Below are 15333 nucleotides of genomic sequence, written 5' to 3'. Positions count from 1 at the left end.
CCGGTCCCTTCTAGAGGTGTGAGCCGCCGTCGACGCGGAGGTCGGCGCCGGTGAAGTAGGCCGCGTCGGACGAGGCGGCGAACGCGATCGCGGACGCGATCTGCTCCGGGTCGGCGGCGCCGAAATACGAGCGGATCTTGGAGAAGTAGCCGAGGTCGAGGCCGGCGGGGAACATGTCCGGGTTCCTGATCAGCGGCGTGTCGACGGCCCCCGGGGAGATCGGCACGACGCGGATGCGGCGCGCCGCCAGCTCCGCCGCGAGGCTCAGCGAGAACCCCAGCACGGCGCCCTTGGACGCCGAGTACGCGGTCATGAACGGGTTGCCCTGCGTCGCCGACAGCGACGCCGTGTTGACGATCACGCCGGAGCCGTCCGGGAGGTGCCTGAGCGACTCGCGGCAGAACAGCGCCGTCCCGACGAGGTTGACGGAGAACAGCCGGTTCAGGTCGTCCACCGTCAGCGTCTCGATCGGGGTGGTCTTGTGGACGCCCGCCACGTTGATGAGGACGTCGATGCCGCCGAGCGTCTCCGCGGCGTCCGCCACGGCTGCGACGACGGCGGGTTCGTCGGTGACGTCGGCCGTGCGGACGGTGATCGTGCCGGGGCCGGTGACCGCCGCGGCGGTCTCGGCCAGGCCCTTCTCGGAGAGGTCCACCGCGTAGACCGCGGCCCCCTCGGCGGTGAGGCGGATCGCGGTGGCCCGCCCGATGCCCGACGCCGCCCCGGTGAGCAGCACTTTCACGCCGTCATAGCGATTCATGGGCGGCACGGTAGCCACGTCCCGGAACCGCCCGCCGGGACGATCCCGATCACCGGGAGGCGGGGTCGGAGGGGGAGGCGTTCGAGCGGGGCGCCAACAGCAGCCGGCAGGCCAGCCGGATGTCGCTCTCCACGTCCGCCATGGACGCGCGGCCGTTCAGGCTCGACTGGAGCACCCCGTACCAGCACTGCATCAGCAGCCGGACGAGGGTGACGTCCTGCGCCGTCGGGCTTTCGATGCCCACGGCGCGCAGCAGGATCTCCCGGAACGTGTTGTCGATGTGCACGGTGTCGGCGACGGTCGCGACGTGCGCGGTGTTCGACGCGTGCAGCATCGACGTCGACAGGACGGGCTGCGCCAGCAGGTGCCGGCTGGCCTGCACCAGCAGGTCGGCGACCGCGTCCTCGGGGGCGGTGCCGGGCGCGGGCTCGGTGACCTGGTCGCGGAGCCGGTCGACCTGCGCCACCATCACCCCGGTGAACAGGTGGACCTTCGACGGGAAGTACCGGTACAGGGTGCCGATCGCCACCCCGGCCGCCTTCGCCACCTCGTGCATCTGCACGCGTTCGAAAGGCTTCTCCGTGCCGATGCGGGACGCGGCCCGCAGAATGCGCTGCCGCCGGTCGTGCTGCTCGGGTGAGCTCGGCTCGGCGGACAACCTGCCCGCTGCGATCCTCGCCACGGTCCTCCCCCCGGTCCATTGGTGCTGCTGACAGGGAACAATATCCGGATTACCCGCCGGCCCCGCGATCGGCGATACCGGTCAGTGAGACCACATCCCCCCGCGGCTCGGCCCGCGTTTACGTTGTGCGCGCGTCGAGATCGGGAGGGGACGTCACGTGGGAAATGCCCGGTGGGACGACGAATACGACGTGGTGGTGGCCGGGTCGGGCGCCGGCGCGATGGCCGGCGCGCTCGCCGCGGCGTCGAGCGGGCTGCGGACGGCCGTCCTGGAGAAGACGCAGGTGCTCGGCGGGACGTCCGCGTACTCGGGTTCGGCCATCTGGCTGCCGGGGACCGCGGTGCAGGAGCGGGCCGGGATCGGCGACTCGACCGAGTCGGCGCGCACCTATCTGCGGACGCTGCTCGGCGACGACGACGCCGGGCATCGGGAGGCGTTCCTGGAGACGGCGCCGGAGCTGGTCGAGTTCCTGGAACGGGACCCGCTGATCGAGTTCGAGTGGCGCGCGTTCCCCGACTACTTCAACGCGCCCGGACGCCTGGACATGGGGCGGTCGTTCGTCCCCCTCGACCTGCCGGTGGAGCGGCTCGGCGACCTGGCGGGGCTCGTCCGCCCGCCGGTCGACCGGGACCGCGCGGGACGTGGGCATTCGGCCAGGCCGATGGCGCAGGGGCGGGCGCTGATCGGGCGGCTGCTGCTGGCGATCACCGCGACCGGGCACGGCGCCGTCCGCACCGGGACCGCGCTGGCCGACCTGATCGCCGAGGACGGCCGGGTCGCCGGCGTGCGGGCCATGACCGCGGACGGACCCGTCCGGCTGCGGGCGTCGCGCGGGGTGCTGCTGGCGGCCGGCGGGTTCGAGTCGTCGGCCGCGCTGCGCGACGAGCGGGGCGTGCCGGGCGACGCGGAATGGACGATGGCCCCGGACGGCGCGAACACCGGTGACGCCATCGAGGCGGCCGCGCGGATCGGCGCGTCCACCGGACTGCTCGACCAGGCGTGGTTCTGCCCCGGCCTCCTGACCCCCGGCGGGCGGCCCGCGTTCACGCTCGGCTTCCGGGGCGGCCTCATCGTGGACGGGTCGGGACGCCGCTTCGCCAACGAGTCGCTCCCCTACGACCAGATGGGGCGGCGGATGGCCGACGCGCGGGGCCCCTTCCACCTGATCTTCGACGCGCGGTCCGGCGGGCTGCCGGCGATCTCCGTCCCGCCCGTGGTGCCGGAGGACCAGATCGCGGCGGGCGCATGGGTCCAGGCGGACACGCTCGCCGAGCTGGCAGCGCGGACCGGGCTCCCCGCGGACGCGCTCGCCGAGACGGTGAAACGCTTCAACGGCTTCGCCGAGAAGGGCGTGGACGAGGACTTCCATCGCGGCGAGGATCCCTACGACCGCTACTTCTCCGGCGGCGAGCCGTGCGTCGTCGCCGTCGACCGGCCGCCGTACTACGCGGCGAAGGTCGTCCTCAGCGACCTCGGGACGAAGGGCGGGCTGCGCACCGACCCGGACGGCCGCGTCCTGGACGGCTCGGACCGCCCCATTCCCGGCCTCTACGCCGCGGGCAACACCAGTGCGTCGTTCACCGGCCCGTTCTACCCGGGGCCGGGCATTCCGATCGGGTCCGCGATGGCGTTCGCCTACCGCGCCGTCCAGGACGTCAGGAGGAATTACCCGTGAGAAGTTTCGGCCTTTTCTGGCATTGACGAACGACGGTCATGGCCGCCCATGATCCGGTAGCCTGCGTCCGGACAACAATGGCTTGGGACGGTTGGATGGCCGATAGCGGGCGGCGCGGCCGCCGGACATGCGGACGGATCGGTCGGCGGGATTCCGGCGTGGCCGGGGGTCAGCAGAATATCGAGAACACCACCGTCAACGGTCCCCTCAACCAGGTCCAGAACATCTACATCGGGCGCGAGGGCGCCGAGGACGCCGCCGCCCGCCGCCTCGCCGCGTCGGTGGACGCGCGGGTGGCCCAGGAGACCGCACGCCGGTCGCTGTGGCTGTCGGACCCGCTGGTGCTGCAGGTGCGCTCGACCGAACGTCCCGTCCAGGCCCCGGTGCCGGCGCAGCTGAGGCTGGCGGGCGATTCCGACGGCATCGCCGACGTCTTCCACGAGTCGCCGTCCCGGCAGATGGCGATCATCGGTGAGCCGGGCGCGGGCAAGACGGTCCTGGCCCTGCTGCTGGTCCGTGACCTCCTGCCGGAACCGGGGGCGCGCGGCCCGGTGCCGGTCTTCCTGTCCCTTGCCTCCTGGCACCCCGATGTCCCGCTGAAGACCTGGATGGCCACGCGCATCCAGGAGGATCACCCCGACATCGCCGACAACCGTTCCGCGGGCCGCGAAAGCGCTCTGAAGCTGATCGAGGAGCGCCGGATCCTTCCCGTCCTGGACGGGTTGGACGAGGTTCCCGCCGCCTCGCCCGAAGCCGTGATCGCGGGGATCGGCACGGCCTTCGACGACAGGGCGCCCTTCGTGGTGACCAGCCGCCGGAAGGAGTACGTGGATGCCGTGGAGGCATCCGGTACGGCGCTGGCCAGGGCCGCCGTCGTCGAGGTCGCCGCCGTCGAGGTGGAGGACGCGATCGCCTATCTCGGCGGCGCCGTGACCGACGACAGGCGCTGGTGCCCGCTGTTCGACCGGCTCCGTGCCGCCCCGGACGGCCCGCTCGCCCGCGCCCTGTCGACGCCGCTCATGCTGTTCCTCGCGCAGACCGCCTACCGGGGGCCCGCGACCAGCCCGGAAGAACTCCTCGCGTACACGGACGTGGAGAGCATCGAGGAGCATCTCCTCGACACCTTCGTCCCCGCCACGTACGCGCGCCACCTCAGCCCGTCCTACGCCGAGCACCGGGCGAAACGCTGGCTGGGCACGTTGGCGCGCGGACCGGCGGAGTACCGCTGGTGGCATCTCCGCTCGTCCGTCGCGGACACCGCCGCCGGGCTGGTCTTCGCGCTGGGAACCGGCTGGATGCTCTGGCTGATGCTGGACGCGGTGTGGGCGGTCACCGGTGCCGCGTGCGTCCTGTTGGTGGTGGAATTCTGTTCCAGGCTGGTGATCAATACCCGCAATGAGATCGTCGTGTCGGAACGGGAGACCGCGGATCTCCGAGCGCACCTACGGCGCTATGGGACGCTCGCTCTGTTGTGCGCCGCGCTGACGGCGATCCTCGTCGGGGCTGTGATGGGCATCTGGGTCGGTGTCGTGCTCGATGCCGATCCCGGCACCACCATTGCCTACGCGGGAGCCTATGGGGCTTCCTTCGGAATGGCGGCCCTCATCAGCACCGCCTGGGGCAAGTACAAGCTCCGTCACTACTCACTCGCCGCACAGGGACTTCTTCCATTCTGGCTCGTGAGGTTCATTGAGAACGCCCACGAGCGCGGTGTGCTGCGCAAGCCCGGCGCCTTCTACCAGTTTCGGCATGTCCGGCTCCAGGGGCGCCTGAGGGGGAACGGGGCGGACCTGCTGGCCGACCAGCCCTACGAGATCGTCAGGGCGGAGGCATCGGCGCTCCAGGTCTTCAGCGCGCAACTGACCGTCAGCGTCTACAGGCTCCTGGGGCATCTCTTCGCGGTCGTGACGACGGCCCTGGTGCTGAGCATGTTCAGCGAACGGGCGTTCATGGCGTACGAGTCCGGAACACGGCCGGAGCAGTACGAGGTGGCCGTGGGCGGGGGCGGCGGTTCTTCCTCCGTCCCGGTTCCGGTCTGGCGCTGGACGATCCCGCCGGGAACGGGACCTGTCACCAGCGCGTACTCCGTCCCGAGGCATCGATTCGGGTGGCCCTACCAGGAGTTCGGCGGATATGTGGAGGTGACGGGATGCGAGGGCGCCTCCATCGTGATGACGACGACCACGAGCGCGTCCGGTTCTCCGCAAACGCATGTGCTCGACACCGGCCACGGTACTCAGCTCGAAAGCCTGAACTGGCGGCTCCCGGACCACTTCGACAGGGTCTCCTTCGCGTTCCGGCGACTCGACCGCGCGCCGTGCACCGCACTGGTCGACTGGCAGAGCCCGATGCTCATGGCCGACCAGCTCTTCGGCATCAGAAGACATTTCGACTGAGCCCAGGCCATCACCAGAGAGGGCGAACATGAGCAGCAACACCAAGCGTGCGGCCGCCGCAGGCGGCACGTTCGTGATCGCGGGCGTGGTGAACATCGCGACGGGAATGCTCACCCAGGAATGGACGGTCGTCTGGGCGGCGACGGTCGTCATCCTCGTCCTCGTCGGCGGGGCCCTCCAGGGCTGGGTCACCTGGTCGGAACGCGACGACGCGGAGGACGGCAGGCGAGCGGCTCGTGGCACGCAGACGGTCCACGGTACGAAGGTGGGCGGTGACACGCGGCAGAGAATGTCGCGGCCGGGAGACCAGACCGTCACCGACTCGGAGATCTCCGGCTCGCTGAGCCAGAGCCAGGGCGACGCCGACTCCTCCTGAGAACGCGCCGCAGCATGACCCGGCGGGCCGGTCCACGTCTTGCACGGATGGGAACTCCGCGGCTCAGACGAGGTTGTCCTCGACCTTGAGACCGAACTCGCCCCGGCCGTACATCGCCAGGGCGCGTTCGACGTCGTTGGCGACGTGGACGCTGCCGGCGTGGGCGTCGCGCCAGGCGCGCTCGATGACGTTGCCGCGCTGCAGGGAGTTGCCGCCGGCGGTCTTGAACAGGATGTCGATCGCCTGGATGGCGCGTTCGGTGCCGCGGACCTGGTCGCGCCGGGCGCGCAGCCGCAGCTCCATCGGGATCTTCTCGTTGCGGACCGCGTACTCGTGGATCTCCCGGACGTTCCGGTCGGTCTGCAGGATCGCCGCGTCGATCTCGGACGCGGAGCGGGCGACGGCGACCTGCGCGTACGGGTCCTCGACGAACCGTCCGCCGCCGAGGCTCAGCCGGATCCGGTCGCGCATCCGGTCGACGTAGTGGTCGTGGCAGCCGGCGGCCATCCCGATGACGCTGGCGGTGACCGTGGCGGTGAACAGCGTCCCGAACGGCATCCGGTACAGCGGGCCGGTGTTGACCTTGCGGCCGGGGTTGCGGAGCTGCGCCTGCTCGAAGTTGCGCATCGCGCGGTGCGCGGGCACGAACGCCCGCTCCACCACGATGTCGTCGCTGGCGGTGCCGCGCAGGCCCATCGAGTCCCACACCTCGCGGACCTCGTAGTCCTCCTTGGGGACGAGCACCGTCATGAAGTCGACGGGCCGTCCCTCCGCGCCTACGACGAGCGCGCCGAGCAGCGCCCACGACGTGAACTCGACACCGGACGAGAACGACCAGCGCCCCGTCACCTCGTAGCCGCCGTCGACCGGGGTGAGCCGCCCGATGGGGGCGTAGGACGAGGCGACGAGCGTGTCCGGCCCGGCGTCCCACACCTCGCGCTGCGCCTCGTCCGCGAACAGCCCGAGATGCCAGGAGTGGACGCCGAGGATGGCGGCGACCCAGCCGGTGGATCCGCAGGCGCCGGAGATCGCCCGGATCACCTCGTAGAACGCGACCGGGTCGCCCTCGGCGCCGCCGTAGCGGGTGGGCTGCAGCATCCGGAACACCCCGGCGGCGGTGAGCTCACGGACGGTCTCGGCGGGGATGCGGCCCTTCTCGTCCACGGACCTGGCCCGCTCGGCGATTCCCGGCAGCAGCCCGCGCACGGTGCCCAGGACCTCGTTGCTCATCCCGCTCCTTCCCTAGTGCAGCCATTGAAGGACACCATGTCAGGGTGCCGCCGCGGGCGGGGGCGTCCCGGCCAGCGGGACTCTCCGGACGGGACGGTGACCTGCGACCTACCGTTCAATCACCCCATCCGTCGTTGAAGGGATGATCCACGTGACCGCAACCGAGTCGGACGCCGTCCGCGCCATCGAGGCGGAGGCGATCTCCTCCCGTTTCGCCCGGGGATGGCACTGTCTCGGGCTGGCCGAGAAGTTCAGGGACGGCAAGCCCCACACCGTCAACGCGTTCGGGCAGAAGCTCGTGGTCTTCACCGGTGCGGACGGTAAGACGAACGTCCTGGACGGCTACTGCCGGCACATGGGCGGCGACCTGTCCCAGGGCACCGTCAAGGGCAACGAGATCGCCTGCCCGTTCCACGACTGGCGCTGGGGCGGCGACGGGCGCTGCAAGTCGATCCCGTACTCGCGCCGCGTCCCGCTGCGCGCCCGCACCGCCGCGTGGCCGACGATGGAGAAGAGCAAGCTGCTGTTCGTCTGGAACGACCCGGAGGGGAAGCAGCCCCCGGCGGACGTGACGATCCCGGAGATCGAGGGCGCGACGCGCGACGACTGGACCGACTGGCGCTGGACGGAGACGGTCGTCAACACCAACTGCCGCGAGATCATCGACAACGTCGTCGACATGGCGCACTTCTTCTACATCCACAAGTCGTTCCCGACGTTCTTCAAGAACATCTTCGAGGGCCAGGTCGCCACGCAGATCATGAAGGGCGTGACCCGGGAGGACGCCCGCCGGGCGCGGGAGGGCGACGGCGGCGGCGGGCCGCGGATGCTCGGCAACACCTCCGTCGCCTCCTACCACGGCCCCTCCTTCATGATCGACGAGCTGACGTACCACTACGAGGGGTACGACCTGAACTCCGTCCTGATCAACTGCCACTACCCGATCGACGAGAACTCGTTCTCGCTGCACTCGGGCATCGTCGTGCAGCACAGCGAAGCGCTGCCGCCCGAGGCGGCCGAGGCGACCGCGCAGAAGCTGACGGACTTCATCCTGGCCGGCTTCGAGCAGGACATCGAGATCTGGCGGAACAAGGCCCGCATCGACAACCCGCTGCTGTGCGAGGAGGACGGCCCCGTCTACCAGCTGCGCCGCTGGTACGAGCAGTTCTACGTCGACGTCGCCGACGTCAGGCCGGAGATGACCGACCGGTTCGAGTTCGAGATCGACACGACCCGCCCGGTCGAATCGTGGAAGAAGGAGGTCGAGGAGAACCTCGCGCGCCGTGAGGCCGAAGGGGCCTCCGCATGACCCGACAGGGCGCGACGAACCGCCAGGACGAGCGCCTCCTGGACGGCCCGCTGCTGCCCGTCCGCTGCCGCCGCTGCGCCGCCGAGGTGCTGGTGCGCAAGGCGAGCTGGGAGCAGACGAGCATCCAGTGGAACGCCGACGCCAGGGCGGCGTGCGTGGGGATCGAGGACCCGCACGACACCTGCCCGGCGCTCCGCTCGGCGATCCAGGAGGCGGCCCTGACCGGCTCCATCAAGGTGGTCGAGTGACGGAGGGACGGCCGGCCGGCCGCGTCGCGGTCGTGACCGGCGCGGGCGACGGCATCGGACGCGGCGTCTTGGAAGGAGAGCAATGATCGCCCAGTACGGCCCCTGGGCCGTCATCGCGGGCGGCTCCGAAGGCGTCGGCTCCGCCTTCGCGCACCGCCTCGCCGACGCGGGCGTCAACCTCGTGCTGATCGCCCGCAAGCCCGGGCCCCTCGCGGAGACCGCCGAGGCCGTCCGGGCGAAGGGCGTCGAGGTGCGGACCCTCGAACTCGACCTGGTCGCCCCGGACACGCTCAAGGCGGTCCGCGAGGTCACCGACGACCTGGACGTCGGCCTGCTCATCTTCAACGCGGGCGCCAACAGCTACGGCCACGAGTTCGTCTCCGGCGACCTGGACTGCTTCCAGGGCGTCATCGACCTCAACATCACCGCCCAGCTCGCCCTGACGCACCACTTCGGCGCCCTGATGAAGACCCGCGGACGCGGCGGCATCCTGCTCGTCGGCTCCCTCGCCGGCTACCTGGGCCAGCCGCAGATCAGCATCTACTCCGCCGTGAAGGCGTTCGGCCGCATCTTCGCCGAGGGCCTCTGGCTGGAGATGCGCGAGCACGGGGTGGACGTCCTGGAACTCGTCCTCGGCGTGACCCGCACTCCGGCGATGGAACGTGCCGGCCTCAACATGGACATCCCGGGCCTCAACGTCGCCGAACCCGGCGACATCGCCCGCGAGGGCCTCGACCACCTCAAGGACGGCCCCGTCTGGGTCGCCGGCGGCAACTACGAGATGGCGCAGAAGCGCGCGGGCTTCCCCCGCGACCGCCTCGTCGCCGGCACCCACAAGGCCATGCAGCGCATCCTCCCGGAACCCTCATGAAGGGGACGACCATGCGCGTCACCTGCTGGCGCACGACACGCGCCACCGGCCGGTGGATTCGCCACCGGCCGGTGGATTCACCGCCGGCGGTACGGACGCACCCCGGCGCGGGGCCGGTTCAGCCGCCGCTCCCGGCACCGCGGTCGGGCGCGCTCATGTCCCCCGTCCCGGGCGTGCCGTCGGCGAGCCCGTAGCGCAGGTACACGGCGCCCTTCGGACCGGCCGCCGGCGGTTCGAGGAGTGCGACGTTCGTGGGCACCGCGCCACCGTCGAACACCTTCTTCCCGACGCCGAGCACGACCGGGTACACCCAGAGGTCGAGACGGTCGAAGAGCTTCTCGCGCAGAAGGGTCTGCACCAGGTTCAGGCTCCCGACGACCTTCACGTGCTCGTGCCGGTCACGGATCTCGCGCACCGCGCCGGCCAGATCCGGGCCGAGCTGCGTGGACCCGGCCCACGACAGGTCGGGCCGGCCGCGGGAGGCCACGTACTTCGGGACGCCGTTGAAGAGCGCGGCGATCTCGTTGTCCTGGCCGCCCTCCTGGTGCGGCCAGTAGGCGGCGAAGATGTCATACGTCCGCCGGCCGAGCAGCAGGGCGTCCGTGCCCTCGTACGCGGCGCCGACCTGCGCCCCGGCGACCTCGTCCATCAGAGGCGCCTGCCAGCCGCCGAACGGGAACCCCGCCGGGTCCTCGTCGGGGCCGCCGGGCGCCTGCCCGACGAGGTCGAGCGTCGCGAACAGCTCGATATGAATGAGGCCCATGGCCTACTCCCTATGAGTCGGTTGTCTCGGTCAGGAGATAGACCTGTGGGGCACCGCCAAACTCATCGCCGCGAACGGCCACCGGCCCGGCCCGCGTTCCTGAGCGGAGCCGTCCCGCACGCCGGTGACCGGCAGGGTGCTCAGACGAGCCGGACGCAGAGCTTCCCGCCGCGGTAGGACCAGTCGACGGATCTGCGGGCCGGAGGGCATTCACCGCCTGTGAGCGCGGTGACCTTGAGGATGTGGTCGTAACTCCCCGGGAGGGGTCTCTTCCCGCACGGCCACGAAGTCATCAGGTCGCCGTTGCTGATGGAGACGGTGTCCTCGTCCGGGCCGTCCGTGCCCAGGAAGCAGTCGCCGACGCGGAGCTGCCGCGACACACAGAGAGCGATCTGGTTGCCCTCTTCTCCGTAGCTCCACCACAGTTCCCCGTCTATCTCTCCGTCCCCGTCGGTGCAGTCGGAGACGTCGTCCGCCACCTTGGTCACCCGGACGTAGGCGTTCGACCGGCCGCAGGGGACGGCGTTCGGCTTGCCCTTGCTCCACTTGTCGGAGTCGTGCGGGTCCCTGTGCGCGTCGAGGCAGTCGCCGGCCGAGATCTCCTCGAACGCCTTGCGGGTGGGACCGGGAGCGGCGCTCGCGGAAGCGGCATCGGCACTGGGCGTCGGGGACGGGGGCGTCCGGGGGGTATCGGACGTCCGTGGGGTGGTCGCCTGCGCGGCTGCGCCCGATCCGGCCGGCTCGTCACGGTCGTCCGCGATGGCCCAGAAGGCGAAGGCGACCAGCAGGACACTCACCACCGCCGCCGCGCCCGCGGCCGGCGCGGCCCCCGGTCGTCCGAGCCAGGGAACCCGCGGCGGTTTTCCCGGCGTGTCCCGCACTGGGGGCAGCAGTACCTCGGTCTCCGCCACCCGTGTGGCGATCATCGTGGTGACCGGCTCCGGCAGCGGAGGTTCCCCGCCGTGGACGAGCTCGGAGCAGCGGTCGAGGATCGCGTCGAGGCCGGGCCGGTCGCCCGGGTCCTTCGCCAGGCCGGCCGTGATCAGCGGGAGCAGCGACTCCGGTACGCCGGTCAGGTCGGGGTCCTCGTTGACGACGCGGTAGCCGAGGGCTTCGATCGGTCCCTCACCGAACGGCCGCCGGGCGGTGGCGGCGAAGGCCAGCACCGCGGCCAGGCAGAACACGTCGCTGGCCGGCCCGACCTCGCGGCCCCGGAACTGCTCGGGCGACATGAACCCGGGCGTGCCGACCACGCTGGTGGTCTGCGAGGTGGCGTCGAGCGCGCGTGCGATGCCGAAGTCGATGATGCGGGGACCGTCCTGGGCGAGCAGCACATTGCCGGGCTTGAGATCCCGGTGGACGACGTTGCGCTCGTGGATCGCCGTCAGCCCTTCGGCCAGGCCCGCACCGAGTCCCGCCACCGATTCCTCGGAGAACGCCCCATGCTCACCGACGGCCTCCTGCAACGACGGACCGGCGATGTACTCGGTGACGAGCCAGGGCGGATCGACACCGGTGTCGGCGTCCACCACCTGCACGGTGTGGATGCCCCCGACCCGCCGCGCCGCCGCGACCTCCTGCTCGAAGCGCCGCCGGAACTGCGGATCTTCGGCGAGGTGCGGATGGATCACCTTGACCGCGACCGGCCGCCCGCCCTTCGACCGGCCCAGGTAGACCCGGCCCATCCCGCCCGCCCCCAGCCGCGCCAGCAGCCGGTACTCACCGATCCGCTTCGGATCGCCCGCCTGGAGCGGCTTCAGTTTCTCGCTGGACACCCCGTACGCCCTCCCGCACCCGCCGATGATCAGGACTGAACTTTTCCACAGGAAGGCGGCGAACGTCCGGCCGCCACGGCGATCATCTGGTCAGCCGCATGGCGTCGTACGCGAACGCCACCACCGCAAGACGCAGAACCCCACCCCAGGCCCGCCCCGCGGCAGTGCATGGGATGCGCGACATGAATGCCACACCGCCAGAGTGGTCGTTTCGCCACACTCCGCTACCTCCCGCGGGCACAATCATCGGTGTGCGGGAGCAAGACCAGAACACCCAGCAGGGTGACTTCGGCGAAGCCTGGCTAGAGGCGGTCGCCGCCGGGTGCGGCCTCCTCCACGGCCGCCCGACCACGGTCGACCTCCAGAAGGCAGACGTGCAGATCGTGTATCCCGGAACCGAACTCGGGACGTACTACCCGACGGTGAACGTCCAGGTCAAGACCATCAGAGCTGCACAGAATGCTTAAGGCTCACGGAACTCGACGATCGACTCCCGTCCCACGGATCGATATTTGGGAGCAGTCGTGAGCCACAAGAGCCCGCCCAAGAAAGAGGTGGGGATGAAGGTGCCCGACCTCGCGGCGCTGACGGGTTACCTCTTGGCTTCTGGATGGACCTCTGAGGACGATGACGGCCGGACGAGCCTGTGGCGCCTGCGGCGAACCGAGGCGCACGAGTCGATCCGGATCGTGCTACCGGTGACCCGCGATGTCATCGACTATGTGGAGCGCGTGAGTGACGCACTGGACACACTCTCCTTCGTCGAACAGCGACTCCCGCGAGAAATAGCGGATGACATGTTGTTCGGCGGCGCGGACAACGTGGCCGTCCGCCTCACGCCGGACGCTCCAACGGGCGAAGCGCCACTGACCTTGGCTGCATGCTCCGGTCGTTCTCCTCGGCGGTGCCGGTGACCTTGCAGTAGTGGACCAGAGCCGGGGTATCGGGGTCCGAGTCTCCGTACCTGACGAGGACGGCGATGGCGAGCGGTTGCTGAACCTTGGGGAACAGTCTGGTGGGGACCGGCGGCTGGTGGCCTTCCGGTGAAAGGTCGATGATCCAGCCTTCGTCCGCCACCTCGCGCATGTAGGAGCGCATTCCGGCGAACGCGGCCCCCGACAGGTATGAGGACGGGGTGACGAGGGTGACCAGGCCGGCGGGGTCGGTCGGGTGGGCCTCGAACGCCTTCCAGATCGCTCACCGCCAGAAGTACACCCAGGTTGCGGCCAGTTTGTAGTCGAGCCTGCCGCCTTGCCGGAACTCGTCCAGGGACGGGCGGACGGCGATGTCGGTCGGCTTCTTCGGGTCACGTCGATCCTCGATCCACGGAGCCGGGTCGCGCGTCCGTGCGCGGTCGAGGTAGGGCGGATTCCCGATGATGGCCATCACCGGGACCTCGCGTTTTACGCGGTTCGCGCCCTCCCTTGATTTCCGGAGTTCGGCATACATCCGCCCGAAGGCGAGTTCCTGCTTGTCGGGGTCATCGAACGTGTCAGCGAGGAAGCGCATCTCGTCCGGCGGGACGTCGACCTCGTATTCGCGAAGCAGGTCATGGAGGCGGAGTTCGGCGACCGCGTACGGGGTGACCTGCCGCTCGAAACCGATCAGGCGCTTTTGGACGAGGTCACGGAGCCGCTGTTCGGTGGCTCCCCGTCCTTCGGAGGCGGCCACGGTCTCGGCGACCGCGTCGACAACCTGGACGAGGAATGTCCCCGTTCCCATCGCGGGGTCGACCACGATGACATCTTTGGCGGCGAACCCCTCGGGCCGCTCCAGTCTCTCCCTGAGAATACGGTCACTGAACTGCACCATGGCGTGCGCCAGGCCGTCGGGCGTGTAATACGAACCACTGAGCCGCTTCAGTCTCGGGTCGTACTCCTCCAAAAAGTACTCATACAGAAGCGAGTGGGTATCACCCGCGTTCTTAATTCGATCCCAGTCCACCGCGCCGATGACTCTGCGGAGGGTTTCTATGACGAGGATATTGTCCGCGGCCGCCGGATCGGAGAGGAGTCCGAGAGCCCTTCCGATCAGTGCGTGCTGTTTGCCGAGCTGCCGTCCGATGGCCGGCAGGTCGCGCTCTTCGAAGGAGACGCCGGCGTCACGTGCCAGCAGCAGCGCGAAGGTGATCGTCTGCGCGTAGGAGTCGGCGAAGTCCGGAGGCTCCGTCATCCTGGGGAAGAGGATGGTCCGCCACTCGTCGGCCAGTGTCGTGAATGGCCGGTCACCTGGGACGAGCCGTTCGTGCTCGAGCACCTCCAGGACTTCTTCACGCAGATACCGGCACAGGCGGGCCGACCTCCGGAGCAGCGTGCGCAGATCGGGGGGCGGGGTCGGGTTCCATGACAGGAACTCCTCAATGACCCAGGCAAGGTCGTCGTCCGCAGGCCGTAGAGAGCGCCCAGCCCGTTCCAGGTCTCCTTCGATCCGGGCGATGGGGCCTACCCGGGCACCATCGCGGTAAAGAGCAAAGGACCGTCCTGTAGCGATCAGCAGATTGGGGAGAAGGCTGAGCTTTCGCCATTGCAGGCCGTCATGGGACCTGGCCGGCCAGTCTTTCGGGTCTGTGCTCTTCGAGGGCGCCTTCACCTCGATGTATCCGACTCGTCCGCCCCCGGAAAGGTCGACCGCGAAGTCGGGACGTACGGATAGTTCCTGAAGAGCTACCTCGGCGTGCGTGACGACGTCTAGCCCGAGCGCCTTTCCGGCGGTGCGGACAAGGTTGGCGACGGGGTCTTGAATCTGGTATTCCTCGCCGCCGAGGCGTGCGGCGAGAGGTTGCCGAACGGCGGCACCGAACTCGGAGACAGCCGCGACGAGCTGCGCATGGAGGTTTCCGGGCCGCTTGAGATCGTTCGTTGACGGGTAACGATTCGCGGCAGCGTCGACCATGCGCCCTCCCGAGCCATCCTCCCTCCATGGTCCACTCTTGGGGCCGAATGTCACCGCCACTGTCCGGAATGCGCCGCAATGATGGTTCCCAGTGGTTACCCGTGTACAACACGAGGCACCCGGCACCTGGAATCACACTGAGCCCGGGCGGTCCAACTCTCGGACTGGAGCCGACTCCGCCGGGGTGCGCGTGTTGGCGTAGATCGTTTGACGATCCACAGGATGCGGCGGACGGCCATGAGCTTTAATTCTGTCTTGCATCTGAGCCTGGATCCACGGGGTTGGTAATGCGATGAAAGCCGCGATATGAGGAGAGGTGCCCTGCAACCTGGGATGATGGGAGTTCTCTACGCTTC

Annotated in this window: 14 protein-coding genes; 8 read left to right on the top strand and 6 right to left on the bottom strand. The window is 69.7% G+C overall.

The window, feature by feature from the left end:
- Nucleotides 1–10: 10 nt before the first annotated feature.
- Both ACGFIS_RS35010 and ACGFIS_RS35005 read right to left on the bottom strand, forming a co-directional pair.
- Nucleotides 11–760 (bottom strand): SDR family NAD(P)-dependent oxidoreductase, encoded by a 750-nt coding sequence (locus tag ACGFIS_RS35010; protein ID WP_392911028.1) that lies wholly within the window; start codon nucleotides 758–760, stop codon nucleotides 11–13.
- A 49-nt stretch (nucleotides 761–809) separates the two neighbouring features.
- On the bottom strand, nucleotides 810–1442 hold the full coding sequence (locus ACGFIS_RS35005) for a TetR family transcriptional regulator (protein WP_392973778.1): 633 nt from the start codon (nucleotides 1440–1442) through the stop codon (nucleotides 810–812).
- A gap of 157 nt (nucleotides 1443–1599) precedes the next feature.
- Between ACGFIS_RS35005 and ACGFIS_RS35000 the strand changes: the two genes are divergently transcribed.
- The 3 genes from ACGFIS_RS35000 (at nucleotide 1600) to ACGFIS_RS34990 (ending at nucleotide 5889) form a co-directional block, all read left to right on the top strand.
- On the top strand, nucleotides 1600–3117 hold the full coding sequence (locus tag ACGFIS_RS35000; RefSeq protein WP_392973777.1) for an FAD-binding protein: 1518 nt from the start codon (nucleotides 1600–1602) through the stop codon (nucleotides 3115–3117).
- A 158-nt stretch (nucleotides 3118–3275) separates the two neighbouring features.
- The gene (locus ACGFIS_RS34995; protein ID WP_392911032.1) at nucleotides 3276–5513 is read left to right on the top strand and encodes an NACHT domain-containing protein; all 2238 of its coding nucleotides are present in this window, start codon (nucleotides 3276–3278) and stop codon (nucleotides 5511–5513) included.
- Between the two features lie 28 nt (nucleotides 5514–5541).
- A complete protein-coding gene (locus ACGFIS_RS34990) occupies nucleotides 5542–5889 on the top strand; it encodes a hypothetical protein (RefSeq protein ID WP_392973776.1) in 348 nt (115 codons plus the stop codon).
- 63 nt (nucleotides 5890–5952) lie between these two features.
- Here ACGFIS_RS34990 and hsaA read toward each other — a convergent pair whose 3' ends face one another.
- Nucleotides 5953–7119: a 3-hydroxy-9,10-secoandrosta-1,3,5(10)-triene-9,17-dione monooxygenase oxygenase subunit gene (hsaA, locus tag ACGFIS_RS34985; protein ID WP_392911036.1), complete on the bottom strand. Its 1167-nt coding sequence runs from the start codon at nucleotides 7117–7119 to the stop codon at nucleotides 5953–5955.
- A 142-nt stretch (nucleotides 7120–7261) separates the two neighbouring features.
- Here hsaA and ACGFIS_RS34980 point away from each other — a divergent pair, with 142 nt between their 5' ends.
- The 3 genes from ACGFIS_RS34980 to ACGFIS_RS34970 all read left to right on the top strand — a co-directional run bounded on the left by ACGFIS_RS34980 (nucleotide 7262) and on the right by ACGFIS_RS34970 (nucleotide 9547).
- On the top strand, nucleotides 7262–8428 hold the full coding sequence (locus ACGFIS_RS34980) for a Rieske 2Fe-2S domain-containing protein (protein ID WP_392911038.1): 1167 nt from the start codon (nucleotides 7262–7264) through the stop codon (nucleotides 8426–8428).
- A complete protein-coding gene (locus ACGFIS_RS34975; protein ID WP_392911040.1) occupies nucleotides 8425–8676 on the top strand; it encodes a ferredoxin in 252 nt (83 codons plus the stop codon). The genes ACGFIS_RS34980 and ACGFIS_RS34975 overlap by 4 nt, the downstream gene beginning before the upstream one ends.
- Nucleotides 8677–8758: 82 nt before the next feature.
- On the top strand, nucleotides 8759–9547 hold the full coding sequence (locus tag ACGFIS_RS34970; protein ID WP_392911042.1) for an SDR family NAD(P)-dependent oxidoreductase: 789 nt from the start codon (nucleotides 8759–8761) through the stop codon (nucleotides 9545–9547).
- A gap of 118 nt (nucleotides 9548–9665) precedes the next feature.
- On the opposite strand, the gene ACGFIS_RS34965 is transcribed toward ACGFIS_RS34970, so the two are convergent.
- Together ACGFIS_RS34965 and ACGFIS_RS34960 are read right to left on the bottom strand one after the other, a co-directional pair.
- The gene (locus tag ACGFIS_RS34965; RefSeq protein WP_392911044.1) at nucleotides 9666–10310 is read right to left on the bottom strand and encodes a dihydrofolate reductase family protein; all 645 of its coding nucleotides are present in this window, start codon (nucleotides 10308–10310) and stop codon (nucleotides 9666–9668) included.
- 140 nt (nucleotides 10311–10450) lie between these two features.
- Nucleotides 10451–12085 (bottom strand): serine/threonine protein kinase, encoded by a 1635-nt coding sequence (locus tag ACGFIS_RS34960; protein WP_392973775.1) that lies wholly within the window; start codon nucleotides 12083–12085, stop codon nucleotides 10451–10453.
- A 251-nt stretch (nucleotides 12086–12336) separates the two neighbouring features.
- On the opposite strand from ACGFIS_RS34960, the gene ACGFIS_RS34955 reads away from it, so the two are divergent.
- Together ACGFIS_RS34955 and ACGFIS_RS34950 are read left to right on the top strand one after the other, a co-directional pair.
- The gene (locus tag ACGFIS_RS34955) at nucleotides 12337–12552 is read left to right on the top strand and encodes a hypothetical protein (protein WP_392911048.1); all 216 of its coding nucleotides are present in this window, start codon (nucleotides 12337–12339) and stop codon (nucleotides 12550–12552) included.
- Between the two features lie 57 nt (nucleotides 12553–12609).
- Nucleotides 12610–12999 (top strand): hypothetical protein, encoded by a 390-nt coding sequence (locus ACGFIS_RS34950; RefSeq protein WP_392911050.1) that lies wholly within the window; start codon nucleotides 12610–12612, stop codon nucleotides 12997–12999.
- Nucleotides 13000–13282: 283 nt separating this feature from the next.
- Here the strand turns inward: ACGFIS_RS34950 and ACGFIS_RS34945 are convergent, their stop codons facing one another.
- Nucleotides 13283–14977: an N-6 DNA methylase gene (locus ACGFIS_RS34945; RefSeq protein WP_392911052.1), complete on the bottom strand. Its 1695-nt coding sequence runs from the start codon at nucleotides 14975–14977 to the stop codon at nucleotides 13283–13285.
- Nucleotides 14978–15333 lie beyond the last annotated feature (356 nt).

The sequence above is a fragment of the Spirillospora sp. NPDC048824 genome (genome assembly GCF_043198455.1).
GTDB lineage: Bacteria > Actinomycetota > Actinomycetes > Streptosporangiales > Streptosporangiaceae > Spirillospora.
Note: the sequence above shows the minus strand (reverse complement) of the source record. Positions and strands in the feature narration are given on the sequence as shown.